Origin of the sequence: Nonomuraea gerenzanensis (genome assembly GCF_020215645.1) — a bacterium.
Lineage (GTDB): Bacteria > Actinomycetota > Actinomycetes > Streptosporangiales > Streptosporangiaceae > Nonomuraea > Nonomuraea gerenzanensis.
Map to the genome: position 1 here is coordinate 8459614 of NZ_CP084058.1, position 24861 is coordinate 8484474.

The 24861-nt window shown below is 68.0% G+C and carries 28 protein-coding genes and 3 pseudogenes; 14 read left to right on the top strand and 17 right to left on the bottom strand.

What is annotated here, in order from left to right; all coding sequences use genetic code 11:
• The first annotated feature begins 20 nt into the window (after nt 1-20).
• From LCN96_RS57530 to LCN96_RS39345, 3 genes are read left to right on the top strand one after another with little or no spacing between them, the layout of a single operon-like run.
• Nucleotides 21-290: a hypothetical protein gene (locus LCN96_RS57530; protein WP_225276153.1), complete on the top strand. Its 270-nt coding sequence runs from the start codon at nt 21-23 to the stop codon at nt 288-290.
• On the top strand, nt 287-988 hold the full coding sequence (locus tag LCN96_RS39340; RefSeq protein WP_225267496.1) for a hypothetical protein: 702 nt from the start codon (nt 287-289) through the stop codon (nt 986-988). The genes LCN96_RS57530 and LCN96_RS39340 overlap by 4 nt, the downstream gene beginning before the upstream one ends.
• Nucleotides 989-1003: 15 nt before the next feature.
• On the top strand, nt 1004-1879 hold the full coding sequence (locus LCN96_RS39345) for a hypothetical protein (protein WP_225267497.1): 876 nt from the start codon (nt 1004-1006) through the stop codon (nt 1877-1879).
• Nucleotides 1880-2088: 209 nt separating this feature from the next.
• On the opposite strand, the gene LCN96_RS39350 is transcribed toward LCN96_RS39345, so the two are convergent.
• Entirely contained in the window at nt 2089-2424 is a 336-nt protein-coding gene (locus LCN96_RS39350; RefSeq protein ID WP_225267498.1) for a hypothetical protein, read from the bottom strand.
• Between the two features lie 2061 nt (nt 2425-4485).
• Between LCN96_RS39350 and LCN96_RS39355 the strand changes: the two genes are divergently transcribed.
• Together LCN96_RS39355 and LCN96_RS39360 are read left to right on the top strand one after the other, a co-directional pair.
• On the top strand, nt 4486-6075 hold the full coding sequence (locus tag LCN96_RS39355) for a flavin monoamine oxidase family protein (protein WP_225267499.1): 1590 nt from the start codon (nt 4486-4488) through the stop codon (nt 6073-6075).
• A gap of 14 nt (nt 6076-6089) precedes the next feature.
• Nucleotides 6090-6722, top strand: coding sequence for a Rid family hydrolase (locus LCN96_RS39360; RefSeq protein ID WP_225267500.1), 633 nt, complete (start codon nt 6090-6092; stop codon nt 6720-6722).
• A gap of 756 nt (nt 6723-7478) precedes the next feature.
• On the opposite strand, the gene LCN96_RS39365 is transcribed toward LCN96_RS39360, so the two are convergent.
• Nucleotides 7479-8384 carry an NADP-dependent oxidoreductase gene (locus tag LCN96_RS39365; protein ID WP_225267501.1) on the bottom strand — a complete coding sequence of 302 codons (906 nt, stop codon included), beginning with the start codon at nt 8382-8384 and terminating at the stop codon, nt 7479-7481.
• A gap of 221 nt (nt 8385-8605) precedes the next feature.
• Here LCN96_RS39365 and LCN96_RS39370 point away from each other — a divergent pair, with 221 nt between their 5' ends.
• A complete protein-coding gene (locus tag LCN96_RS39370; protein ID WP_225267502.1) occupies nt 8606-8827 on the top strand; it encodes a DUF4158 domain-containing protein in 222 nt (73 codons plus the stop codon).
• 6 nt (nt 8828-8833) lie between these two features.
• Here the strand turns inward: LCN96_RS39370 and LCN96_RS39375 are convergent, their stop codons facing one another.
• Complete coding sequence (locus tag LCN96_RS39375) at nt 8834-9001, bottom strand: hypothetical protein (RefSeq protein WP_225276283.1); 168 nt, start codon at nt 8999-9001, stop codon at nt 8834-8836.
• Between the two features lie 36 nt (nt 9002-9037).
• Here LCN96_RS39375 and LCN96_RS39380 point away from each other — a divergent pair, with 36 nt between their 5' ends.
• On the top strand, nt 9038-9229 hold the full coding sequence (locus tag LCN96_RS39380) for a hypothetical protein (protein WP_225276284.1): 192 nt from the start codon (nt 9038-9040) through the stop codon (nt 9227-9229).
• Between the two features lie 81 nt (nt 9230-9310).
• Here the strand turns inward: LCN96_RS39380 and LCN96_RS57535 are convergent.
• Nucleotides 9311-9436: pseudogene (locus tag LCN96_RS57535) on the bottom strand (WD40 repeat domain-containing protein); the annotation flags it as partial.
• A gap of 270 nt (nt 9437-9706) precedes the next feature.
• Entirely contained in the window at nt 9707-10249 is a 543-nt protein-coding gene (locus LCN96_RS39390) for a hypothetical protein (RefSeq protein WP_225267503.1), read from the bottom strand.
• An 82-nt stretch (nt 10250-10331) separates the two neighbouring features.
• Between LCN96_RS39390 and LCN96_RS39395 the strand changes: the two genes are divergently transcribed.
• Nucleotides 10332-10748, top strand: a complete 417-nt coding sequence (locus tag LCN96_RS39395; RefSeq protein WP_225267504.1) for a hypothetical protein — start codon at nt 10332-10334, stop codon at nt 10746-10748.
• Nucleotides 10749-10983: 235 nt separating this feature from the next.
• Here LCN96_RS39395 and LCN96_RS39400 read toward each other — a convergent pair whose 3' ends face one another.
• The 3 genes from LCN96_RS39400 to LCN96_RS39410 all read right to left on the bottom strand — a co-directional run bounded on the left by LCN96_RS39400 (nt 10984) and on the right by LCN96_RS39410 (nt 14058).
• The gene (locus tag LCN96_RS39400) at nt 10984-11172 is read right to left on the bottom strand and encodes an ATP-binding protein (protein ID WP_449867118.1); all 189 of its coding nucleotides are present in this window, start codon (nt 11170-11172) and stop codon (nt 10984-10986) included.
• Nucleotides 11173-11304: 132 nt separating this feature from the next.
• Nucleotides 11305-12921, bottom strand: coding sequence for a thiamine pyrophosphate-dependent enzyme (locus LCN96_RS39405; RefSeq protein ID WP_225267505.1), 1617 nt, complete (start codon nt 12919-12921; stop codon nt 11305-11307).
• A gap of 39 nt (nt 12922-12960) precedes the next feature.
• A complete protein-coding gene (locus LCN96_RS39410; protein ID WP_225267506.1) occupies nt 12961-14058 on the bottom strand; it encodes an FAD-binding oxidoreductase in 1098 nt (365 codons plus the stop codon).
• Nucleotides 14059-14704: 646 nt separating this feature from the next.
• Between LCN96_RS39410 and LCN96_RS39415 the strand changes: the two genes are divergently transcribed.
• Nucleotides 14705-15034, top strand: a complete 330-nt coding sequence (locus tag LCN96_RS39415; RefSeq protein ID WP_225267507.1) for a hypothetical protein — start codon at nt 14705-14707, stop codon at nt 15032-15034.
• Between the two features lie 58 nt (nt 15035-15092).
• Here LCN96_RS39415 and LCN96_RS39420 read toward each other — a convergent pair whose 3' ends face one another.
• From LCN96_RS39420 to LCN96_RS39445, 6 genes and pseudogenes are all read right to left on the bottom strand, one after another.
• Nucleotides 15093-15386, bottom strand: a complete 294-nt coding sequence (locus LCN96_RS39420) for a hypothetical protein (protein WP_225267508.1) — start codon at nt 15384-15386, stop codon at nt 15093-15095.
• A 166-nt stretch (nt 15387-15552) separates the two neighbouring features.
• Nucleotides 15553-15903 (bottom strand): hypothetical protein, encoded by a 351-nt coding sequence (locus LCN96_RS39425; protein WP_225267509.1) that lies wholly within the window; start codon nt 15901-15903, stop codon nt 15553-15555.
• Complete coding sequence (locus LCN96_RS39430) at nt 15854-16048, bottom strand: hypothetical protein (RefSeq protein ID WP_225267510.1); 195 nt, start codon at nt 16046-16048, stop codon at nt 15854-15856. The genes LCN96_RS39425 and LCN96_RS39430 overlap by 50 nt, the downstream gene beginning before the upstream one ends.
• A gap of 73 nt (nt 16049-16121) precedes the next feature.
• Nucleotides 16122-16289 (bottom strand): hypothetical protein, encoded by a 168-nt coding sequence (locus tag LCN96_RS39435; protein ID WP_225267511.1) that lies wholly within the window; start codon nt 16287-16289, stop codon nt 16122-16124.
• A gap of 318 nt (nt 16290-16607) precedes the next feature.
• Nucleotides 16608-17498 (bottom strand): annotated as a pseudogene (locus tag LCN96_RS39440) (IS3 family transposase); the annotation flags it as partial.
• Nucleotides 17495-17863 (bottom strand): hypothetical protein, encoded by a 369-nt coding sequence (locus LCN96_RS39445; protein ID WP_225267512.1) that lies wholly within the window; start codon nt 17861-17863, stop codon nt 17495-17497. The pseudogene LCN96_RS39440 and the gene LCN96_RS39445, both read right to left, overlap by 4 nt.
• Before the next feature lie 107 nt (nt 17864-17970).
• Between LCN96_RS39445 and LCN96_RS39450 the strand changes: the two genes are divergently transcribed.
• A complete protein-coding gene (locus tag LCN96_RS39450) occupies nt 17971-18810 on the top strand; it encodes a LysR family transcriptional regulator (protein WP_225267513.1) in 840 nt (279 codons plus the stop codon).
• A 192-nt stretch (nt 18811-19002) separates the two neighbouring features.
• Nucleotides 19003-19215: a hypothetical protein gene (locus LCN96_RS39455; protein ID WP_225267514.1), complete on the top strand. Its 213-nt coding sequence runs from the start codon at nt 19003-19005 to the stop codon at nt 19213-19215.
• A gap of 88 nt (nt 19216-19303) precedes the next feature.
• Here the strand turns inward: LCN96_RS39455 and LCN96_RS39460 are convergent, their stop codons facing one another.
• Complete coding sequence (locus LCN96_RS39460; protein ID WP_225267515.1) at nt 19304-19663, bottom strand: MerR family transcriptional regulator; 360 nt, start codon at nt 19661-19663, stop codon at nt 19304-19306.
• 64 nt (nt 19664-19727) lie between these two features.
• Here LCN96_RS39460 and LCN96_RS39465 point away from each other — a divergent pair, with 64 nt between their 5' ends.
• On the top strand, nt 19728-20057 hold the full coding sequence (locus tag LCN96_RS39465; RefSeq protein WP_225267516.1) for a putative quinol monooxygenase: 330 nt from the start codon (nt 19728-19730) through the stop codon (nt 20055-20057).
• A gap of 726 nt (nt 20058-20783) precedes the next feature.
• On the opposite strand, the pseudogene LCN96_RS57670 reads toward LCN96_RS39465, so the two are convergent.
• Nucleotides 20784-21140, bottom strand: a pseudogene (locus LCN96_RS57670) (DUF4158 domain-containing protein); the annotation flags it as partial.
• Nucleotides 21141-21535: 395 nt separating this feature from the next.
• Between LCN96_RS57670 and LCN96_RS39480 the strand changes: the two are divergent.
• Nucleotides 21536-22582, top strand: a complete 1047-nt coding sequence (locus LCN96_RS39480) for a sulfite oxidase (protein WP_225267518.1) — start codon at nt 21536-21538, stop codon at nt 22580-22582.
• 141 nt (nt 22583-22723) lie between these two features.
• Complete coding sequence (locus tag LCN96_RS39485; protein ID WP_225267519.1) at nt 22724-24355, top strand: wax ester/triacylglycerol synthase domain-containing protein; 1632 nt, start codon at nt 22724-22726, stop codon at nt 24353-24355.
• On the opposite strand, the gene LCN96_RS39490 is transcribed toward LCN96_RS39485, so the two are convergent.
• A complete protein-coding gene (locus tag LCN96_RS39490) occupies nt 24293-24838 on the bottom strand; it encodes a TetR/AcrR family transcriptional regulator (RefSeq protein ID WP_225267520.1) in 546 nt (181 codons plus the stop codon). The genes LCN96_RS39485 and LCN96_RS39490 overlap by 63 nt on opposite strands.
• Between the last annotated feature and the right edge of the window lie 23 nt (nt 24839-24861).

Genomic DNA, 24861 nt, shown 5'->3' on the forward strand with positions numbered 1-24861 from the left:
TCTTCCTGAGTGCGCGCACGATCGGCTACCACCTGTACAAGGCTTATCCGAAGCTGGGCGTGGCCTCGCGAGCGGAGCTGGCCAGGCTCGGCCTCGACGAGGGCGGCCGGCTCACCGGCCGACGCCGGTCCTTCCGGATAATCCACGCGACACTCGCCGTGACAACCCAGCGTAAGTGGTTGATTTTTTCCGGCCAGTCACCCGACAGATTCGATCCCTTGAATCCCGGGAGATCGTTTCCCGAGTCGCCGGCGACGGCACGGCGATGTAGCCCGGAAGGAAATGAATGACCGACAGCGACGCGAGAATATTCAAGGGTGCCCGCTGGGCGCCGGTGGTGGGGACCTTGTGCCTGGTGGCACTGGGAATCACCGGTGCCGGCTCGGCATCCACGGCGCTCGCCGACGCACAGGACCCTCCGTCGATGTGCTTCGACTCCCCTGCCGACTGTACGCCAGGGGATTTCGACAACATGTTTCCCACGAAGAACACTCCGTGGAAGTGCCGCGACGGTGTGCGGCTGTACTGCCAGACCGACAACAGCACTCTCACGGTCTGGCACAGCCCGACAATCGCACCTGACGGATGGGTCCGGATCAAGGCCGTTCTCAAGAAGGACTTCGACCGTACGACGGACCTGAAGGTCAAGTTCGTCAAGAAACCGGTCTATTCGGGCCCTGCGGAAACAGACATCATTTACAAGAAGCCGAAGAGGTGGCCGGCCGGTATCTACGGGCTCACCTGGTGCAACGACGCGGTCGACGAAGTGAAGTGCGACCAGCACCTCGTCCTGTACAAGTCAGCCACTCCCGGCAAGATATACGCCTGTCACGAGACCGGGCACGCGGTCGGCCTCACCCACGGCAACAACGCCTACCCCCGGGTCAGCAACACGGACAGCCGGTTGGGATGCATGCGAACCCCTCCCCTGACGGGAGTGGACACGCTCGGCGGCCACAACCGCAAGATGATCAACAAGACCTACTGAGCCCGGGGGCATCGAATGAGAACTCGTACAAGTGTCACGGCCGGTGTACTCCTGCTCGCACTGGCCGGGACGATCGGGGTGGCCTCCGCCGCCACCGGCGACCTCCCCACCGCCGGCCCCCTCGCCTCCGCCGCCGGAGCCGGTGTCGCCGCGGACGACAGCGACGTGGCCGACCTGATCGTCGCCCATGGGTCGCCCCGCCTGCCGTACAGCAGGCTCGCGGACTGGGCGGGGTACGCCGACCATGTGGTGGCGGCCACAGCCTCGCAAGAGACCGGGGACACGCCGGACGAAGAGGACATCGCCGCCGGAGAAGGCTACATCGGGCGGAGCGTACGCCTGACGGTGAACAAGACCTTCTGGTCCCGGACGTCGGCCGACGGCTGGACGCCGGCGCCACCGACGAGCTTCCCGCTCAACGTGGTGGGATGGCAGTTCACCGGTGAGACCCGGACGGAGCTCGTCGTCGAGGGTGCGCCGCGGGTCGAGGCCGGTCACACCTACCTCATTCCGATCGCGCATGAGGCGGACGGAACATGGGCTCCGATCGCCGCCCAGGCGATCCTTCCCTACGATCGCGGGGTGATCGGCCGAGGGGAGGCCAAGGGCGTCGTCCCCGGGGAGGAGACCCCTGCCCAACTCGCGCTGCAGTCCAAGGACGAGACTGCTCTGGCCGCGACGCTCGCCTCCGCCCGTCCTGATCCTCTGGTGGCCCAGTACGCCTCCCTGGATCCGGACGCCCGATGGGAGAAGGTCGCCGCCGAGCTCGCGGCGCTCGACCCCACGCCCGAGGAGGACACGGCCGACCACGGCGAGGACGAGATCAACGTGGACCCGTGGAACGGCGCGGAGGACAACGTCGAGGAGAACCCGGAAGACGTGGGCGACTGACGGGCGGACAGCTCCGCTGATCGATTCAGGCTTCACGCAACAGGGTGCCGCCGAGAGGTGAAGGCGGCGGCACCCTACCCCCTGGCCGCCCAGCGGAGCCGGTCCACCGGCTCGAACACGCCATTGCCGTTGCTCCAGCCGTCGTAGTGCTCGTACGCCTCCTGCGCGCTCGGACCCCCGGCGCATCATGGTCCGCGCGACCATCCGGTTCAGCTCGTCGGAGCTGGCGGCGATCTCGCCCTCGCCGGTAACCGGCTCCGTACCTTGGCGGACCAGTCGGCGCGGCCGAGCGCTTCGAAGGCGGGCCGCGTCGAGCGGATCTGGCCGGCCAGCCGTGCCGCGTCCGCCTGGTCGAGCTCGTTGGGGAAGCTCTGGATGAGCAGCCCCGCCCACGTTCTCGCCCCCGGCATGGACCAGCCAGGGCGACACCCCCGGGCGACGCGGCGGAAGGTGATCGGCTGCCTGTCGGCCTTGAGCTCCTCCAGCGCGGCCATCACTTCGCCGCGTTTGACCTGGCTGTCCTTGTGCCGCGAGGCCCGCAACACCTCGCCCGACGTGCGGCCTGAGACGGGCCCGGAGGCGGTGAGGGCCGGCCCAAGACCGAGACTGCGGCCCAGGCCACCAACTCGAACGCGCCCAGCAGCCGAAGCTCCACTGTGCATCCCCGTCGGCGCGAAACCCGGCAAAGTTCAGCGGCAAAAGCCGCCGAATCACGATTACCGATGGCCGTTCAAGAAAGGCGAAAGATTTCTGAAGGCGATCCCATTTACCTTTGTCCCGTCCGCGCTCATGGTGAAACCGGCGAGGCGCGACGTGACGAAAGACGCGCCTAGCCTACGTGGCCGGTGAGTGGTCGATCGTCTACACGGGAGAAGATGAGATGCGCCTCCGGGAGGTGATTGGTGTTCTGATCGTGGGCCGCCGACGAGGAAGAATCGCGGACGTGGGATCACAGGTCCGCGCGCCTCACGCAATCATCTCTTGTCGAATCCGCCGCGACTTCTCGCAACCAAGTCAAACGCAGGAGAAACTCCGACGAACCTCGGAGAAGAGCGTCCCATCTTGAACGCCCACTAACGACGTCCGCATGCCTCGCCTTTGAGGGTGTCTGATGAAGCAGCGCCGTGTTGCCGGCAAGAGGCTTTTATGAGAGGAGCTTTCTTGAAGAGTCACGCAGCGAAGCTGTCAGTTTTCTTCACTACTGCCGCCACCGCATCCGTCCTGCTCGGATCGAGTCCCGCGCAGGCTGCACCGACGAACTGCCGCTTCGACTTCTACAATACTAATCTATCGAGCTACGCGACCTGCAGCTCAGGTACCGGACAGTTCCGGGCCAAATTGCGGTGCGATATCCCCTGGCTGCCGGACACGACTGTGTACGGCAACTGGCTGGGCGTCACTTCCCCGCCCAGTAACAGTATCGCCAGCTGCCCGTCGAACGCACGCCGTGGCTTCAATCCGGGCATCGAAACGCGGTAACAGACCCCCGACAGATGCTGCGACCTGGCCAAGGACAGGTCGCAGCGTATCCATCCCTGCTCTGTTGTGATCGTTGATCGTTGCTGACGTTCTCGCGGTGGGTGCGGGGTCGATGCAGCCCCTACCCCCTCTGCCTGGGAGATCGCCATGACGGACTGCGGTCGGATCCCAGCCTGATTCAGCGTGGGGGCCGCCGGGCCGCCGTCCTGGAGCTGGCCTTCGTCCGCCTGGCGCGTTGGAGGCGCGCAACTCCTCCACGGACGGCAACACAGCTTCGGAGCGGGTGTCGCGCAAGCTCGGCTACGTCGGGAACGGGTGCCGTGCCTACGCCGAAGACGGGAACAGGGTTGCCGAGCACCGGATGCTGCTCGACAACGTCCTCATGGGAGAACCTCCGAATGTCCGGCATCACGGTCGACGGCACGAGTGAGTGCTCGGAGCTGTTCGGGCTCCAGGCCGAAGCGCTCGACCCGTGACGCAAGGCCGCGCCTCGACACGCTGAACGTTCGGCCGCGCTCGTCCCTACGATCCTGGTCGCCGTGACGCCTTGGGCCAAGGGATTGGGGCGAGGTTGTTTCTTGGGAGCGTACGGGCGAAGCCCGTTCCCCTATGGGTGAAGAGTGAATCATTGTGCATTCCGGACGCCTTTACAAAGTAGATTTCGGTAGCAGGTGTTTCGGACGGATTGGCGAGGTCCTCCTTCGCTGAGCCGAAGCACGGTAGCGGTCACATAGGCAGGCTTGAAGCCACCTGTGACTGTGCGATCGGATCGACCAGAGCTCCGGTGCAGGTCATGACCTTGATGGTGCCCGCTCTGCAGGCTCCGGGCGCCGTGTCAAGGAGCACGAGGAGATCGTCCCGGTGCAGCGCTTGCTCCATTTGCGGATCATCCATGGGTGTTGCGGATGCGAGCCGGGGTGACAGGTGCCTTGCCTTTATCGGTGACAACAACCATGCCTCAATGGTCCTTCTTGCCGATGGTGATGACCCCAAGCGAGTCCGGCCCGGCGGAGCTCACATCCGCCTCAAATCTCCCATGATCGCCCCGAAACCCACTGGGAACACAGAGACGAAGGGTTGGCAACAAGGCACCCCGAGACTCACCTCCGACGAGACCATGGAGGTGGATGTTGGGGTACAGCAGACGCGACTTCCTGTCCGCCGTCGGGGTATCCGGCGGCGCGGGAGCGCTCTTGTCGACCATGGGGGCGCTCGGGCTTGCGCCGTCCGCCGAGGCGTCCGTGAAAACCGCCTTCAACCCGCCGCAGCCGTCCGACTTCTCGCTCACCGGACGGTCCGCGAAGAAGGTCGTGATCCTCGGCGCGGGGATGGCCGGCCTCGCCACGGCGTACGAGCTGGGCAAGGCGGGTTACGACTGCACGATCCTGGAGGCGCTCGACCGGGTGGGCGGGCGGAACTGGACCATCCGCGGCGGCGACCGGCTGACCGAGCTGGACGGCTCCACGCAGGTCGCGCAGTTCCGGGACGGCGTCTACCTGAACGCGGGCCCGGCGCGGCTGGCGCAGTGGATGGTGACCATGGACTACTGCCGCGAACTGGGCGTGGACCTGGAGGTCTTCACCAACTCCAACGCCCAGGCCTACATCTATCACCAGAACATGCCGGCCCCCGTCCGCTGGCGTACGGCCAAGGCCGACGTCTACGGGTACGTCTCCGAGCTGCTGTCGCGCGCCACCGACGCGGGCGCGTTGGACGCCGCGCTGACCACGCAGGACAAGGAGCGGCTGATCGCCTTCCTGTCGGGCTTCGGGGCGGTGGGCAACAAGGCGAGCGGGTTCAAGTACACCGGGGGCTCCCGCCGCGGCTACAGCGTGAACCCGGGCGCGGGCGAGCAGCCGGGAACGGTGCTCGGGCCGGTGCCCTCGCTGTCGGAGGTGCTGGCGAGCGGCATCGGACAGCGGTTCTCGTTCGAGTTCGGTTACGACCAGGCCATGCTGATGTTCCAGCCGGTCGGCGGCATGGACGCGATCCCGCGAGCCCTCGCAGGCAAGATCGGGCGGCAACGGATCCGGCTGCGCTCCACGGTCACCAAGATCACCGACCTGCCGGACGGTGTCGAGGTGGAGTACCGGGACCGCCACGGCCGCACCCAGATGATCAGGGCGGACCTGTGCGTCGCGGCGATGCCCCCGCACCTCCTCGCCAGAACCCCGCACAACCTGGGCGCGGAGATCCAGGCCGCCCTGTCCACTCCGACCGTCGCCAACGCGGGCAAGATCGGGCTGGAGTACCGCCGCCGCTGGTGGGAGATCGACGAGGACATCTACGGCGGCATCACCAGCACCGACCTCGACCTCGCCACCATCTGGTACCCCTCCTACGGGTACGGCGCGGCCCGTGGTTTGGTCGTCGGCTACTACAACTTCGGAGCTCAGGCCGACGGGTACGCCGCGCTCAAGCACGCCGATCGCGAGCGCCGCGCGGTCGAGCAGGGGATGCGGATCCACGGCGCGAAGTACCGCGACGAGCTGGCCTCGTCGGTGTCCGTCGCCTGGAACCTCCAGCCGCACATCGAGGGCGCATGGGTGAGCTGGCCGTCGCGCCAGGGCGCCTACCAACTGCTCAACAAGCCCGCCGGCCGCGTGTACTTCGCGGGCGACTGGCTGAGCCACATGATCGCCTGGCAGTCGGGCGCCCTGGAATCCGCCCGCAAGGTCGTCACCGAGCTGCACCAGCGCGCGCTGAGCGCCGCCTGAGAGGACGCCGTCGCATGAAGATCCGCACCACTGTCAGCCTCGCCGCGGCCACCGTCCTCCTCCTGGGCACGGGTACGGCCGCCGCCACCGCCGGCTGGTCACCCCATCCCCACGAGATCAAGCCCTTCCTTCCGGCGGGCAGCACCAATCCCGCGATCGCCGACGGCGTGGCGCTCGGGAAGCAGGTCGCCACGTACACCGCCAGCGGCCTGGGCCCGGCTGCGGCCAATCCCGCGGCCCCCGCCGACTCTCCCGAGCGCTACGTCGACTTCCCCGGCGGCGCCCTGCCCCCGGGCGTCACGGTCACCGAGGCCCAGGCCATCAACACGCTCAAGCGCATCAAGGCCAACCTCGCCGCGGCTGGGCTGGCTCTTGAGGATGTCGTCTCCATGCGCGCGTACCTGGAGAAGCCCCCGGGCGCCACGGCGGCCGACTTCGCCGGCTGGAACCGCGCCTACCGCCAGTTCTTCGCCAACACGGACCTGGCCTCGGGTCAGCCCGTCCCCGTCCCGCTGGGCACCGCGCCGCCCGCCCCGCCCTTGGAGGTCAACCGCGCCCGCCCGGCCCGCGTGACGATCGAAATCGCCAATCTCCCGGTCGCGGGCTGGCTTGTCGAGGTCGAGGTCGCCGCCGCGTACAAGCGCTGACAGGGGGCCTGGCAGCCTCGTGCTCACCAGAGAGGTGATCACCAAGAGAAGTTCGTCCTCCAGCCGGGTCGCGGTGCGTTCGACGCGCCGGCGCACCGCGGTGGCCTGCAGGGGACGTGGCGGACAAGGTATACAGCACGATCTTCCGGGTGTCCTTGCGGACGCGGTCGTTTCCGCAAGATGGGCAGGCGCGAGCGGCTTCGGCGGCCATCTGTGCCTGGGCGGTGAGCAGGTACTGCTTGATGGTAGCCGTGAACTGGTGGGCCTCGGCCAGACGCAGGCCGGCTTGGTCGGGGGTGAGACCGTCGCGCTGGAGGTGCCGGCCCGACAGACGGCGGGCCGGCTGCCGTCTTGATGGTCGATGACGATCTGAACCGTGATCTTCGCGTGGTGACGTCTCCGGTCCCGATCAGCCTCTGCAGGGTGTGGTTGAGGTGGAACGGTCGAATGCGTCCAGGCGCGCCAGCCTCAGCAGATGGCCACGGCGCCGCGCCAGGAGCGCCTCGGTTCCGTGGCAGTCCTCGGGCGGGGCGCTGCGAGCGCACGTACGCGCCCACCGCCCCTCCCGCTCCTCATCCAGCTCCTGATCCGCCCGCTGGTCACGCATCTGCTCCTCCAGCCGATCCTCGAACCCGCGCTGGCCGCGGCCATGCCGGAGGTGGAGCGGGTCCGCGCGGAGTTCAGCGCGGAGTTCCCGCGGGCCGCTCTGGATGAGCCCGCACCTTGGCCGGCACAGCCGAAGCCACGCCCCGTCGGTCAGAAAACGAGAGCGATCTTTCCTGTCAACTGGCCGCGACGGAAGCGCTCGTGTGCTTCACGCACGTCTCGCAGGCTGTATTCGGAGTCGAGCCGCACCTTCACCTGGCCCGCATCCACGATCTTGGCCAGTTCGGCGAGCCCCGCACCGTCCTCGCGTACTTGGTGGACCGTGGTGCGAACCGCGCGGTGGGAGAGATCGGGAACGGGTCCGGCCTGGGTGGCGATGGAGGCGTAGCGGCCTTCGTCGACGACAGCGTCGGTAACGAACGCGCCGAAGGTGTCGAAAACGGCGTCATAGGCGGCTGCGGGCAGAGCCGCGCGGTCGGTCGTGGCCCATTCGGCTCCGAGTTCCTGGACCACGTCAACCTGGGCCGGCCTGGACACCAGCGCGTCGACCCGCGCACCACGCGCCCGGGCGAGTTGGACGGCCAGGCCGCCTACGGCGCCGGCCGCTCCTGCCACCAGCAAGCGTTCTCCTGCGCCGATGTCCAGCCAGTCCAGCGTTTGTGCGGCGGTGAGCCCGGGCAGTGGCAGCGTCGCCGCTTCCACCAGGCTGATGGCCGAGGGTGCGACGGCGAGAGCGCCGGCCGGCACGGCTACCAGATCGGCCCAGGTCCCTCTGCCGGTGTCAAGCTGGTGAGACAGCCCGAAGACTCTTTCACCCACGGGCAGTTCGCTGGTGCCGCTGTCGACGACGATGCCCGCCAGTTCCCAGCCCATGATCATCGGCAGAGGCGGGGTGCCTTCACCGATGGCCCCTTCACGCGTCTTGTCGTCCACGGGGTTGATGGCGGAGGCGATGACGCGTACCAGCACCTGGCCGTCCCCGATGCGAGGTGCCGTCGCCTCTGCCAAGGTCAAGACGTCAGGGCCGCCGAAGTGGTCGATCCGCACGATGCGCATGCTCAGCTCCCTCAATGTTTGATCGACATCCAACAATAAGGGTCGCTGTCTCGCGCCGCGATGTCCCGCACACTCGTCCGCTTGGGCTGACCGAGCGGCGCCGGCTGTCCACACGCCCCGCTTGCCGGCCTCCCTGTAGTCCCGTGGAAATTTTGGTCGAATTTCGCCGACCTGCACTGATGCGGGCAGGTTCCGTTTGTTGATCACTTCCGTTACGGTTCGTGCTGTCCTGGCCGGTTGCGGTGTGGGGGTGGTCGATGTCGACCCGGATGTTCTCCGAGGACCAATTGGAGCGGCTGCGGTCCTATCCGGACATCGGCCGCGAGGATCTGATCCGGTACTTCACCCTGACGCCGGCCGACGTCGCCTTTATCGGCCCGGGCGGAGTCACGAGCCAAGTCCAAGACGGACGAGGCACTGATCGAGCGGGCGAAGGTTGGTGAGGCCCGTCAGCTGCTGCTGGATGTGATCTTGCCGGTGCTCGCCGACCCGTCCATCCCGGACGAGCAGATCGGCGGGCTGCTGCGCAACACGATCGGGATGAGCAAGCTGCGCGAGGTCGTCTCCGAGGGCTGGAAGAAGCTCCCCGCGACCACGGCCGCCTGTCGGCCCTGCATGCCTCCTACACCTACCTGCGCCAGTTCACCCCACAGGTGCTGGCGGCGATCGACTTCCAGGGCGGGACCGGCACCGCAGAGCTGATGGAGGCGGTGGCCCTCTTGAAGCGGCTCAATGAGAGCGGCGGACGCAAGGTGCCCGAGGGGGCGCCGACCTCGTTCGTGCCCACCCGCTACGCCGAGTACCTGGCCAAGGCACGAAAAGACGGCGACGAGACCCGGGGCTGAAGGAGATGCTCTCGACCGTGGTGCCGAATCCGCGGTAAATTCCACAGGGGCCTCGCCACCCGAGACCTGCCAGAAGCGCACGGTGTCGTCCGCGCCGCCACTGGCCAGCCATTGGCCGTCCGGGCTGAAAGCTACGCCGTTCACCGCACCTTCGTGGCCACGCAACCGCCGCGCGTCTGCGACGACTGCGGTCAGCTGCGCCCGCATGCCGGTCACGGCCTGTGCTCGGCCTGCTGGCAGCGCCGCCCCGAACGGGCCTTCGTCGCCGGCCAGCACCTCATCGCTGGGCTGACTGCCCCGCCTGCCTGGCTGGGCGAGCTCATCGGCCACCTGGCCGCCGGTCACTCTCCGGCCCGAGCCTGCGTTCTGATCGGCCGGTTGGGACGGCTGCTGGGCGACGAGCACCCCAACCACCCCCAAGCCTTGCTGGAACGGGCCCGGCTGTCCGGCCGCTCAATGGGGCCCTTGGCCCGGGGACTAGAGGTCTTCTTCGTCGAACGCGGGCCGGCGCTGGCCACCGATCACGCCGAACGGCTGGCCGCCGGACGCCGTCGCCGCCGGATCGACGCCGTCCTCGAGTCGCTGCGGCCTGCGGCGGAGGTCTTCAACACCTTCCTGCTGCGCTCCCGCGAGCGCGCCCGCAGGGCCGGGACGCTGCCCCGCGCCGACGTCACACTCGACATCAAACTGTCCACCCTGCGCGATCTGGCCGAGCACGTCTGCGCGCGCGGCAAGCAGGACTGGGCCCTGGTCGACGTGCACGACATCGTGGCGTTCCTGGCCGCCCAGCCCAAGAACCGGCCCCGGCGGCTGCAGATCGCCCGGCAGTTCTTCCGCTTCGCCAAGACCCACAAGATGATCCTGATCGATCCCACCGGCGAACTGCCGGCAAAGGCGGCCAAGGGCTTCATCGGCCAGCCCCTCACCCTCGACCAGCAGCGACGCCTCTTCCGGAGATGGATCACCGACCCGGCTGTCCACCCGCACGAGGCTCTGCTGGGCGTCCTCGCCCTGCTGCACGGCGCCTCCAGCAGCGAGGTCCGCCACCTGCGCCTGGACGACATCGACTGGGCCGGCCCGTCTCGGGAAACGCCCCCATCCGGTGCCCCTGGACCCGGCCAGCTGGACCGCCGTGCAGCGGTGTCTGGCCCACTGGGAGAACCTGCGTACCGGCAACCCGCATCTGATGGTCACCAAGGGCACCAAAGCGGGCAGGAACTCGGCCTCCGTCGCCCCTGTCAGCCACGTCCTGGACCCGGCCGGCATCTCGCCACGGACGATCCGCTCCACCCGCCTGATCGATCTGGTCAACACCATGGATGCCAAACTCGTCGCCGCAGCCTTCGACATGAACCCCGAAGGCGTCATGATCTACCTCGCCGACCACGTCGACGATGGCCGCCTTGCCCATGGAAAATCAAAGGTGAGCAACCAGAAGGGGCCACGACGACTCACACCGCCGTCGCGGTTGGCGATTCGGCATTCCAGCACCCAACGGATGCTTTGGGGACGGCATTGAACTCACCCCTGCCGCTATCCATGCCGCCAGCTTCATGCCCAGGAGGATCGGCACGCTCTTCGCCGGTCACCTCCGTCATGGACAGCCCCCGTGGACCCTGCCCGACGTGCGATCGCGGCCCCAAGCGAAACGACGCCACCACAAGACCCGCTGAGCCCTCCGCGCGGTGCAACATGTGAGACTTCGACACCACCTCACACACGTTCACGCGAACATGTGCGCTTTCGAAAACGACTCATTTGAAGCGATCGCGATGGAAGTCTCGCTCGTCCCGTTCGGTGATCACTTGGAAGAGCAGTTCGGCACCACGCCGGTCCAGCTCCATGTGGCCCAGCTCGTCAAGACACAGCAGCTCGACGCGGCTGTAGCGGGCGATGGTCTTGGTGAGCATCTTCTCATCGGCGGCATCGACCAGCTCGTTGATCCAGGGGTTGAGGAGGCTTACAGGGCCTCAAGCAACTCAAGGGTTATTAGTTAGACCTCCCAGACCTGCGACAGCGCACCCCGGGTTGCGCGTCCTCCTCTCGCAGACCTGCCCGGGGCAGTGTGGCGTGGTTCAGCCGAGCTCAGCGGGCAGGTCACGCGGATTCACCTTGGCCACGATCAGCACCGGCGCGCTGGACGCCTTCGCCGTGGCGAGCGCTTGGTCGAGGGCCGCCGTGGTGGTGACGGATTGGGCGGCCTGCACGCCGAGCCCGTTGGCGAACTTGACGAAGTCCCAGCGGTTGAGCACGACGTACGGCTTGGGCTGGGTGGTGGGATCGCTGAAGTAGTCGGCGTCGAGCAGGAACTGCTCGAAGGCGTAGATGCCATTGTCGATCACGACCACGACCGGGTTGCGTGCGTAGCGGACCATGGTGGACAGCGCTTGGGCGGTCATGTGGAAACCACCGTCGCCGCAGATGACCAGCGGGCGCCGGGTCGAGCCGAACGACGCCCCGACCGCCGCCGCCACCGAGTGTCCGATCGAGGCCCACACGGCCCCGCACAGGAAACCGTCGCGGCCCTTGACCGGTAGGTGAGCGGCGGAGTGCACGCCGAGGAACGTGTCGGGAATGACCAGCCAGGACGGGTCGAGCGCGGCGCCGATGCGCTCGAACACCTGGCGGTAGGTCAGCGGGCCCGCGGCCGTGGGCGTGACCGGGTCGACGGCGGCCGGTAGCGGTCGCGGCGCCGCCTTGGCGGCCTCGGTGACGAGTGCGGTGATCAGCGCGCCGAGCTGCGCGTTCTGCTTGGCGGCGGTCTTGATTTTCACCTTGCCGTCGTAGGCGGTGATGATGCGGTTGGTGCCGGTACGGACGAGCGTGGCGTAGCTGCTGGGAAACACACAGCCGAGCATCACCAGCAGGTCGGCCTGCGCGACGGCGTTCGCGGCCGGCAGCGAGTGCGGCGGGGCGTAGACGCCGGCCCAGCCGCCGCCCTGCTCGGGCAGCACTCCCTTGGCCGGCAACTGGACCGACCAGCGCACACCGAGCTTGGCGATCAGGTCGGCGACCTTGTCGGCGAGCCCGTGGCGCTGGATCTCGATGCCGACCAGGATCAACGGCGACGTCGCGGCGCGTACCAGGCCGACGATCGTGCCGGCGAGTTGCTCCTCGGTACCCGCAGGCGGTTCGGTGACCGGCAGGGATCCGGACGGGGCCGGGCAGGTCGCCGTCCAGATGTCCCGGTTGATCTCGATGTAGACGGGTCGCTTGCGTTTGAGCGCGGTGGCGATCGCGGCGTCGACCGCGCCCGGCACCGCGGCGGCCGTCGCGGCGCGCGCCGCGCTCGCGGTGACCAGCTTGTAGGTGCTCAGGTCGTGGTCAGGCTGCCCGGTCGAGTGCGAGAACAGGACGTCGAAGTCCGTCAGGTTGGCGAGGTTGGCCGCGTTGGGGCCGCCGTTGACGACGACGACCGGGCTGCGCTCGACGAAGGCGCCGGCGATGGCGTTGAGCATGCTGAGCGTGCCCGCGCCGTTGGCGACGGCTACCGCGGCGAGCCCTCTGGTCCGGGCGTAGCCGTCGGCCGCGTAGCCGGCCTCGAGGTCGCTCGCCGTGACGACCGGCTTGACGCCGTTACGGCCGGCCGCGTCGAACAGCCCGGCGCAGTAGGCGGCGGGCACGCCGAACAGCGTGTCGACCCCCTGCTGGGTCAGCCGTTTGAGCACGTAGTCGGCGACGGTGAAAGCCACGATGACGCTCCAGTGCAGGCCCGCCGGGGCGGGGATCGGTCAGTCGGAGACGGAGAGCCTGGGGTCGACCAGCCGCCTGTTGCGCGGGTGGTCGATGTGATCGATGGGCATCGGCACGGGTGCCAGCTGACCGAACGCGGCGGCGATGACGTCCACCAGTTCCTTGCACTTGGCGGGGTTGAGGTCCTCGTCCTCCTTGCCCCGGTCGGTGGTGCCGCCGATGACGACGTGGTCGGAGCGCGGGAACAGGTAGCCGTTGCGGCTGTAGAGGTACTGCAGGGCCGGCTGCGCCGGCAGCATCGCGAGGTAGCCTCTGACTCCGACCATCTCGGTGTCGTTCCACAGCTTCTTGGCGCCCATCCCCGTACAGTTGATGATGATCTTTTGCGGCACCGTCGCGAAGATGTCGGCCTTGGAGGCGAACTTCTTGTCCACGAAGGTGACGCCGCGCGCCTCCAGATCGCTCTTCAGCCGCGGCAGGAAGATGGGCGGCTCGATCAGCAGCGTCTGGTACAGGAATCCGAGCTGGGTGTGGTTCTGGAACGGCAGGCGGTCCAGCCGCCGGCGAGCCGGCAGCAGGCCGGGAAGGAGGTTCAGCACCATCTCCAGGCCGTCAGCCGGCTTGGGGCAGTAGTTGGGCCTCTCGCAGACGCCGAAGCCCTTGCCGATGCTGTCCTTGAAGGTGGTGTAGGACGTTTTGATGATCGCCTTGAGATCCTGCTGGTTCATGGCCGTCTCGACGACGGACACCGCCCACTGGCCGCCTGCCTTGAACGACGTGGTGTCCGTCAGCTTGCGGTCAGAGAAAATCCTGATCTTGAGCCCCAGGTCGAGCAGCATCGTGGCGGCGGTCAGGCCCATGACGCCGGCGCCGAGCACCGCGGCCTCTGTCTGAGGGGAGGTGGTCAGGAACTGCCGGACCATGTCCTTCACCTTGGCCGCGCAACCCCAGCTCAACGAGATGCCGGCGCCACCGTGACCGTAGTTGTGGACGATGAACCGGCCGGACGTCTGCTCGTAGTTCAGCCGGAAGGTTCCCTTGCGATACGGACGCACTCCGGTGACGCACGCCCCGGGCACGCTCGGATCGAAGGAGAAGTCCGGTGTCGGCAGATTGATGAGCTCCCGAACGTGCATCGCGCCAGCCCCCGACTGATCGTCTTTGCGTGCAATCGGGGGCTGCCGGCTCCCATACCCCGGCAAGGGCAGGGCCGGCCCACTGCCGCCAAGCCTTGACCCTGGCCAGGGCAGTTGTTTCTCGGGCTACCTGATGCGTGTGCGCACGTGCGCAATATCGGCTCGCTGGGGGTACGCAGTCGCGCCACGCGATGTTGGTGCTGGACACGAGCCGGTTTCACCGGCTAGCCACTTCAGACAAAACTCTCATCAAGCAGATGAACACCCAAAACCTGCCATACGAGTCAGAGTCCGGGGATCCGGCAGGCCGTCTCCCTCGTCGTGGCCCGCCCCGACGCAGCCGAGCGCCTCACCGACCCACACCAGCAGGCAAAGCGTGCTGAATATCAAAGTCAACCGCCTGGACTGGCGGCTGAGCCGAAATACCCTGGTAGAACGCGTCGCCCCACGGCGGTACGCGGTCGGAGGCAGCGCCGACGAGCCGGGACAGAAAATCGGCAGCCCACCGGCACAACACCCTCATCCGAGAGGGTGTGGCAAGCAGAACTCCAGGTTCGCCTTCGTGAGGGGTCGCCCTACCAGGCCATCCAGGGTGCCGTCCCGACGTCCATCGGGAACCGGCTGCCTTCATGAGGAAGGAACGAGGATGCACCCAAACCATCTGCTCATCACCAGTCCACTGATCACCACCCTGGTCTTCGGGTCGATCGGCATCTCGCACGCCTCAGCCATCTCAACACCTGTCAGCTCCGGCGAGACTCACGCCGCGACTGCCTCGAATGCCGTGCCACCCATTTGCAGGAAGATTCACAAGGACGAGAAGCCGTTCTGCGTAGACGGTTACGCGGACGGATTCGAGGCGGGGGCGAAATGCGGCCCGCCCCGCCAGACCGGAAGATATTCCGACGACGAGGCCTACGACGTTGGCTACGCCGCCGGCTACAAGTCGGGAAAGAAGACCTGCCCGCCGTCGTAGTCGGACACCAGAACGGGCCTGTCCGGGCAGTTACCGCCGGGCAGGCCTGCCGATGCCGTCACCTCGTCTGCGTCCTGGCCGGGCGCGGGTCAAGGTCCCCGGCACTCGCGGGAAGCCCGGAGCAGTCGAAGGCGGCGGGCCCGGCCGCCTTGTACCGGTAGGGGTCGCCAAGCTGGTGCTTGGCGACGGTGACCGCGGCGGCCGCGCGGGCCTGCTGGGTGATGGCCGCCGCGTGCGCGGCCGCCGCGTCCGCGGCCGGCGCGTCCGCGGCCGGCGCGTCCGCGGCCGGCGCGGTGGCGCCGACGATGATGGTCATGGCGGTGCCGTGCAGGGCCAGCGTGCGATGAATCATGGGTTCCGCCTTTCTGCGCGAAGGTGTCGGGTGTCGTGGCGCCGGCGCTCATGTGCGCTCGGGGGTGCTGGGTTCGGCGGCGAGCTCGGCGACCAGCTCGGCGACGCGGCGGGCGTGCTCGCGGCTGTGCACCTGGAGGTCGATCACGGTCAGCCGGCTGGAGCTGTCAGTGATCCGGAAGTCCGCGGAGACCTTGCCGCCCGGCTCGTAGGAGGTGCGGACCCGGCGGGTCGCTGCCGAACAGCCGGCTGCGGGCGCCGGGAATGGCGGCCGCCACCGCCGCGGCGGTGGCGGCCTGCTCGTCCAGGGCGGTCAGATGATCGGCGATCGCCCGCAGCACCTTGTCCAGTTCGGCGTGGTAGTCGGGCAGCAGGCGCCGGCTGATGTCGGCGGCGATCGCCTGGGCGCCGCGGGCTGCGGCGCAGGTGATGCTGTAGCGGCAGGCCCACCAGGTGACCCGGGAGTAGTCACCGGGATAGCATCCGGCGAACTCGACCCGGCCGGGGCGTGCGGCCATGGCGCAGGGCGAGCTCTCGGGTGCCGCGGCGGATCCAGAAGCCGCCATGTCCGTCGTGGAGGTCGAGGGCATAGCCGCCGAGCAGGTTGGCGATCTGGCAGGTCAGGATGCGGGCGTCATCGATCTGAGCGTGGGTAAGGATCATGTGCTGCTCTCCGCAGGCGAGATGAAGACGGCCCCGCCGTACGGGCGGGGCCGGACCGGCGGCGAACCGGGTGTCAGCCGGGCTGCGCGGTACCACGCAGCAGGGCCAGGACCAAGGTCATCACCTCATCCTGGTCGACCTCGGCCGGGTCCTGGACGCCGAATGACAGGGCTGGGCACGTGGGCTCGCACTCCTCGCCGGCCTCAGCCGGGCAGGCCTGGCAGGCGATGAGAGAGCGCACGTCGGCTCGGTCGTAGACGTGCGTCAGCGGGCCGTCCGGGAGACGACGGCGAGCGGCACGGCGTCGGGCGCCGGCTCGCAGAGGTGCTCGTGGCGCCAGGTTTCCAGGTCCGCGACATGGCGGGCGCTGGGCCGCTGCGTCCAGATGGCGAAGCGGTTCCACAGGCTGAGCTGGTCACCAGAGCGCGGGCGGCCTAGGGGAATTCTTCGATCTCGCCGGGCGTGATGCGGGCGGCGACGTTCGTGACGTGCTTCGTCAGGCTGACCAGGGTGTGGCGGGTCAGGATGTGCTGTTTCTTTCGAGATGGGGTGGCGTGCTGGCGGCGGCGCGGCCGTAGTGCACGTCGACGGGGTGGTGGTAGCCGATCCCGGAGTGGAAGTGATCATGGTTGTACCAGGCGTAGAACTCCTGGCAGAAGACGCGGGCGTGTTCGATGGAGCCGAACCGGCCGGGGAAGATGGGGCAGTACTTCAGTGTCTTGAAGCTCGCTTCGACGTGCGGGTTGTCGTTGGAGGTCCGAGGCCGGGAATGAGACTTGGCCACGCCCAGGTCGATGAGGAGTTCGGCGAGGGTCTTGGAGGTCATCGAGCTGCCGCGGTCAGCGTGCAGGGTGAGGGTGCCTGCGTCGATGCCGTGCTTGCGTGCGGTCGCTTCGATGAGGTGTCGGGCCAGGTCAGCCGATTCGCGGGAGGCGACCATCCAGCCGACGACGTAGCGGCTGAACAGATCGATGATGGTGTAGAGGCAGTACCAGACGCCCTTGTCCGGGCCGCGCAGCTTGGTGATGTCCCAGGCCCAGACCTGGTTGGGGGCGTCGGCGACCAGCTCGGACACCGCCCGGGGCGGATGGGTCGCCTGCCGGCGCCGGTCGGTGCCCACCTCGCCGTGCTGGCGCAGGATGCGGTACATGGTCGACTCCGACGCCAGATACACGCCCTCGTCGAGCAGGCTGTAGTAGGCGGTGGCCGGGGAGGCGTCGGCAAAGCGCTCGTTCAGCACCGCGCGGACCTGGTCGCGCTCGGCCGGCGACAATGCGGCCGGGTGCGGCTTGCGCGGCCGGGCGGGCCGCACCGGAGCCGGGCTCTGGCGGTGGTGGCGATACCAGGTCGCCTGCGACACCCCGGCCGCCGTGCAGGCGTTGCGCCGCCCCAGCAGCGGCACCAGTTCCTCGATCGCCTCGGCCTGGGCAGCCTGGAAGGTCTCGGTCACTGCTCGCCCCGGCCCGGCGGTGTCTCGCTGCTGGTGGCGAGCTGATCCAGCAGCGCGAAGAGCTTTCCCTGCACCTCGATCACCTGACGGGTCTGGCCAAGCTCGGCACGCAGCCGCTCGACCTCCGCCTGCAGCTTGTCGATCTCCTTGTCACGCGGGTCGGCCTTCGGCCGTCCGACCGGACGGGCCAGCGCCTGCTCCGCACCGTGATCCCGCGCGGTGCGCCAGCTGGAGATCAGCGACGAGTACAGGCCCTCCCGGCGCAGCAACGCGCCCTTGCCCGCCTTGTCCAGACGGTCGTACTCCTCCAGGATCCGGGCCTTGTAAGCGGCGGAGTAGGAACGCGGACGCCCTCGTTCACGCACCTGAGGATCAGGAACCTCCGGATCCGGCTTGCTTGCTCCCACGAAGGGATGTCTCCTTCCCCACCCTCAGCACAGAGTTTCATGCCTATTTGCTACCTCTGTCCATTTTGGCAGGGAGGGCCGCGCGGCTGCACCTCACGCACGCGCGGGTCAGCCAGGTGATCAAGCAGCAGGAACGGAAGATCGGCGCCGAACTGTTCTACCGGACCAGCCGCAGCGTACGGCTGACGCGGATCGGCGAGCAGCTCAGAGACGAACTCCTCCCCCTGTACGCCGGGCTCAAGGACAGCATGCGGCGCGCCCGACTGGCCGCCCAAGGCGTCACCGGTGTGCTCCGCGTCGGCATGCTTCCCGTCAACGCCCACGACCTGCGCCCCTATTGGGACGCCTTCCGTGCCCGCCATCCGCAGTGGCGGCTGCACATCCAGAGCGTCCGCTTCGGGGAGACCTTCGCCCCGCTGCGCCGCGGAGACATCGACGTCATGGTCGCCTGGCTGCCGGTGGAGGAGCCCGACCTCACGGTGGGCCCGGTCCTGTTCACCGACCACCGGGTGCTGGCCGTCTCCGCGGACCACGAGCTCGCTCGGCGGACGTCGGTCTCGCTGGAGATGGTCGCCGACTTCCAGCACCCCGACAGCAGCGCCGTGCCTGGCTACTGGTACGACTCCTACGCGCCACGCCAGACCCGCCGCGGTCGCATGATCGAACGTGGCCCTGTCGTCCAAGACGCGGAGGACGCCCTCATCCGGACCAGCATGGCGGAGATCGTCACCCTTTTCCCCGCCCACGTGACCCGCTACTGGGTACGGCCGGGCATCGCCTATCTGCCCGTCAAGGACGTGGGCGCACTGCCGTACGCCATGGTGTGGCGCAGCGGCGACACCGACAACGAACTCATCAGGTCCCTCGCACGGGTAGCCCATGACCTCGGGAGTCTCAAGGGCTGACGGAGCAAGGGGCTGACGGAGCACGAGGCGGCCCCCGCCGGTAAGCCAGGCTTACCGGACCATGACGCGATCCCTCGTTGATCCGCACGGCCGCGAAATCCCACGATGGGCGGCATGACATCGACGATGGAAACCCTTCGCCGCGCCTTCGGCGGTGACATCCCCGAACCGGCCGCGGCCACAGGCCCACGCATGAGGGGCCTGCTCGAGGGTCTGCCGGCACGGCCGGGCGGCCGGACCGACCACTGGTCGTTCCTGTTCGGCCAGATCGCGATCCACAGCCTGATCGTGCTGCTTGTCACCGGGATCCTCCTGACCTTCTTCTACGACCCCGACACCTCCCGGGTGATCTGCCAAGGCGCCTACACCCCGCTGCGTGGCTGGAGGTGCGCGGCGGCCTGCTGATGCGGCAGTCCCTTCCACCACTGGGCCACGCTGATCACCGCTGTTTGGTGCAGGCTCGGTCACGGCTTTGCGACGCGTGACGGCCGGTTTAGACGTGGGTGAGTGCTCGGGCGGAGGCTTCGAGGATGTCACCCAGAGCGGTGCGGGCTCGGGTGAGGTCGGCTATGCGGGAGTCCAACTCGGCGTACTGGGTTCTGAGGTGGTCGAGAACGCAGGCCTGGAGCTCGGTGCCGTTGCCGACGAAGCAGGGCATGAGCTCGCGGATGACCTTGGTAGGAAGCCCTGCGGCGAGCAGGGTACGGATGCGGGCGACGGTGGCAGGGGCCTCGGGATCGTAATGGCGGTGGCCGCCTTCGCTGCGGTGGGAGGTGAGCAGCCCCTGGGCCTCGTAGTAGCGGAGGAGACGTACGGCCACGCCTGTTTCGCGGGACAACTCCCCGATCTTCATGTGACCCACCTCATAGGGCGGCGGCTTGAATCTGACATCTATGTCACATCCTAACGTTGATCACATGACGACGACTTCGACTGCGCCAGCGCCCGTTTCGCTCTACGGATTCCTGACCCCCAAGCCCGGACACGCCGACGAGCTCAGGAAACTCCTGATGGACCTCGTCGAGCCGTCTCGAGGGCACGAGGGCAACCTTCAATACCACCTCCACGAGCAGGAGGACGGCCGATTCTTCCTCTATGAGGTCTGGCGTTCGCAGGAGGACCTCGACCGGCACAACGCGACCCCACTGCTGCACGCCTTCATGGACGAACTGCCCGAGCACATCGAAGGAGCGCCCGAGGCCTACTTTGGCGCGATGAGGAGTCCCTATCCGGCCATCGTGGCCTGACCGAGCTCGCAACGGACTCGGAAGGGTTCCTGACGGAGTCAGAGTTGGCCAGTCGGAGCCAGCAGATGAGGCCGCAGGCCAGGCTGAGAAAGGCTTCGTGGATGTCGTCGCGGATCTCCCAGCGGATGCGCAGTCGGCGGAACCAGTGCAACCCGAGTTCCGCGGTTTGTGGGCACATGAAGCTTGATCGTCTGGTGTTGGTGCTGGCTGATGGGGCTGTGGATAACTGTCTGAGCGCGAAAATGTGGGCACACGACTGTTAGCGATTCAGCTGCGCAAGCTGTGCTATGTGCCGGATGATGCGGGCATGTATCTGCGGAAGACGCAGCGACGCAACGGCGACGGCAGCGTGGCGCGGTATCCGCAGCTGGCCAACAACCGGCGGACTTTGGCGGCATTGCGACGTCGCAGTCCTTGAACAGCTGGGCCTGGGCGGGAGTGAGGGGCCCTACCACACCTTCCCCGACACGGACAGCGCCGTGGCAGCATCGACAGATCCAGCAGATGCGCGTCCAACGCGCGCAGGTACATCAGCTTGTCGATCGCCAGCTTGATCGACGCCGGTGTCGCCTCCACCGCCGGCGTCGTCAGCCACGCCAGCCGGGTCGCCCCGATCTCCGGATCGTGCACCAGCAGCCGGTCCAGATCCGCCCGCATCGGCCTGGCCAGCAAATGATCAACCCTCTCCGACGTCAACGCGCCCGCGCCGGTCCGAGCGGTCGCGACCATCTCCATCAGCGTGACCACGCCCGGCCGCACCATGCGCGCGCTGATCAGGAACTCCGCCGCCTGATGAAACAGCAGCGACGGTGAGTCGTGCTCCATCGCCCGGTCCAGCAGGAACTGTTCCAGCTCTTTCAGCGTCTCGCCCCTGGTCGGAACCGGTTTCCAGTCCAGATACTTCAGCACCAGCTTCAGATGATCACTGCGGGTCTGCGCCCGCCGCCCGTACTGCTCCAGCATCCCCGGATACACCGCCAACTGGTTCGCCAGCCGAAGCACCGTCGCCTGCGGCACCGCCCAGATGCCATGGGGAACGAAACCCAGCCACGGTAACGTGCACAGCTGGACGGCAAGCCCCAAACGCGCCGCGGATGCTCATAGGAGAAGAACTGGGTCGCCAACCCCATCAACCTCCACGGAAGCACTACAACCAGTACGAACCGTAGCGGCAAAGATCGTTAACCGTCCCAGAAAGGCGAATAACTGCAGGTCATAGATAGGTTCGTTGGATTATCCGCGATTGCTACCGGAACCCCCTCGAACCGGCGACAGGTGGCACAGACGGCTGCTCCGCGCAGGCCCGTGGCAGCCGCACCGGTGTTGAGGCGGGCCCGGCCCCGGGTAGGGCTAGGACAAGCGCCAATGGAACGTTCCCGCAGCGCCGAGACAGATTTTGGCAATGAGGGCGCGCGCAGGAGCCACGAGGAGATTAAATGGTTTCCTGGTAGGAAATAGGTACTACGAGGTGATGCTCCATGAAGCAAGCCGTCGCGGCGATCGTCAAGCCGCTGCCCGACCACCTGTTCAGGGTCCACGGCAACAGCGCCGAGACGCGCTGGGAAGCCATGGCGGGTCTCGGCTACCACACGCCGAACGACCGGTTCTTCGTCCGGAACCACACCTTCACCCCGCTCATCGACGTCACCACCTGGCGGCTGAGCATCCACGGGGAAGGCGTGCGATGTCCGCGCGAGTTCAGCTACGAGGAGTTGCGCGCCATGCCGTCGCGCACGTACGACGTGGCGATCGAATGCGCGGGCAACGGGCGGCGCTTCTACCGGACGCAGCAGCACGACGGCGCTCCGGGCACCCAGTGGGGGCTGGGCGCGATCGGGGTGGCGCGGTGGCGCGGGGTGCCGCTGAAGTACCTGCTCAGCCAGGCCGGAGTGCGGCCGGAGGCGGTGGACGTGCTGCCCGTCGGGCTCGACGCGCCGTTCGAGGAGCATGGTCACGTACGCCGGCCGCTGCCCGTCGGCAAGGCCATGGACGACGTGCTCGTCGCGTATGAAATGAACGGCGTTCCGCTGCCGCCCGACCATGGATTTCCGGCACGCCTGGTGGTGCCGGGATGGGTGGGAATCGCGTCGATCAAATGGCTCGGCGAGCTGGAAGTCGCCACGCAGCCGCTCTTCACGGCGTGGAACACGGTCTTTTATCGGGACGTCACGACGCAGCCGGTCAAGAGCGCTTTCGAGCTGCCCTGGAATGCCCGCCTGCCCGTCGGTCGCCCGCACATCCTGCGCGGCAGGTCCTGGTCCGGGCGGGGCAGGATCGTCCGGGTGGAAGTCAGCTTCGACGGCGGGCTTCACTGGCGACCGGCCGAGCATCACGGACAGCACCTGGTCAAGGCCTGGTTGCCGTGGCACGTCGCGTGGGCTCCGCAACGTACGGGCACGCGCATGCTGATGGCGCGCGCCACCGACGAGACCGGCGCCACACAGCCGCTCACCACGCCGCGTCACCCGTTCGGATACCACTTCGACGCGGTCGTGCAACATCCCATTCACGTCGTCAATGGATAGGCAATTGTCACCGATCCGGGCTGAGCTGGCCATTTCTTTACCGTGCGTACGACCCACGCGAATTCATCTGAAAGACTCGCGCAGAAACCTTCCAGAAATCCCGTGATGTGATGCTGTCCGCACCCGGGAAAAGGAGAGCCGATGCGCCAGTTGACCGCACTCGACGCCCAGTTCCTCAATGTCGAGACGCCGACGACCGCCGCACACGTGGCCGGGCTGGCGATCCTCGACTCGGCGGACGGCGCGGTCACCAGAAGGGCCCTGGCAGAGCTCCTCCTCGACCGCGTCCACCTCTCCCCCGCGCTCAGCCTGCGCCTGGCCGAGGTGCCGCTCGGCCTCGACCACCCCTACTGGGCGGCCGACCCCCACTTCGACATCGACAACCACCTCTTCGAGCTCACCCTGCCCCTGCCCGGGGACGACTGGCAGCTCGCCGAAGCCGTCGCCCAGGTCCACGCCCGCCGGCTCGACCGGGCGCATCCGCTGTGGGAGATGCACCTGATCCATGGGCTGGGCGATGGGAAGGTGGCCGTCTACACGAAGGTGCACCATGCCGCGATCGACGGGGTCTCGGGCGCCGAGACCCTCGCCACGCTGCTCGACCTGACCCCGGACGGGCACCTGACGTCGAGGAGGTGCCGCCCGACAGCCAGGAACGGGTCCCCCGCGCAAGCCGCTGGTGCCGGCTCGGCCCGCATACACGGCCCCGACCCGGCCCACACGCGTGCGACCGAGCCGTCGGGCTCACGTGACACCGACCCCGCCACCACCTCCCACGACCTCGCCCCAGCCCACCCCCGCACCCACGACGCCCCCACCCTCATCGGCATGCTGACCGGCGCCGCCCTCCGCACCGCCACCCACCCCGTCCGCGCCATCCAATCGGCCGTGAAAGCCGCAGGCGACCTCGACGCCATCCCCGTGATAGGAGCCATCCCCGGCGCCAACCTGGTGGCCAAAGCCGCCCGCATGGTGGCACGCGACCAGCACCGCCGCCCCGACCTGCCCGCCTTGGTCGTCCCCCGCACCCCGCTCAACGGCCCGATCAGCGCCCGCCGCCACCTCTCGTTCGGCTCGCTCCCGCTCAAGGACGTCAAGAAGGTCGCCAAGGCCAACGGCATGAGCGTGAACGACGTCGTCATGACCCTGTGCACCTCCGCCCTGCGCTCCTGGCTGCGCGAGCGGAACGCGCTCCCCGAGGCGCCGCTGGTGGTGGCCGTGCCCGTGGCGGTCCGCAGGGCGAAGGCGCAGGACCTGATGGGCAACCAGATCTCGGCCATGGTCGCCCCCATGCCCACGAACCTCCCCGACCCGAGGGAACGCCTGCAGGCCGTGGGCACCGCCATGGGCAGGGCCAAGCGGCGCTTCGCGCTGGCGCCGGCGACGTGGCTGAACGAGCTGTGCTCGCTGCTGCCCGCGCCGGTCACGACCCTCGTGACCCCGGCGATCTTCCGGCTGGCGGGCATGGCGTGCCCGCCGATCAACCTCATCGTCAGCAACGTGCCGGGCCCGCAGTTCCCGCTGTACCTGTGCGGCGGCCGGGTGCTGTCGTACTATCCGCTGTCCGTCCTGACCGACATGAGCGGCGGCCTGAACATCACCTGCTTCTCCTACGACGGCATGCTCGACTTCGGCATCGTGGCCTGCCCCGAGCGGGCGGACGACGTGTGGGGCCTGCTGGAGCACCTGCGCACGGCGCTGGACGAGCTGCTAGACGAGCGAGTGAGCGATGAGTTCCGCGACGGCGTCGGGGTCGATCTGGTGGCCCGTTAGCTGGCAGAGGTTCTCCTGGTAGATCAGGACTGCGGCGAACGTGGCCGCCGCCACCTCCAGCCGGGCCGCGTCCCCGCGCGCCCCCGGCAGAGCCAGCCCCAGGGCGAACCTGGCGCGCCTGACCAGCTCGCCGTTGAGCCGTCCGAGGCGTTCCTTGACGGAGCCGTGCGTGTCGGCCTCGCGGAACAGGATGCGCCGCATCGCCGGCGAGGCGCGCAGCGGCAGCACGCGCGCCAGCCGGGAGAGGGTGCCGGCCGGATCGCCGGGCACCGCGTCGACCTGGGTGTCCTCTTCGACGTGCGTGCGCTCGTTCACGAGGGCGACCAGCACGTCGATCTTACGCGGGAAGTAGTCGAAGACGAGTTCCTTGGGGACTTTCGCGAACTTCGCGATGACCGCGGTCGGGGTGGCCTCGTAACCGCCACCCGCGAAGAGCTCTTCGGCCGCGTCCAGGATGCGCGTACGCGCGTCACCGATCACCACAGCTCCGAACCATAGCCCCACCT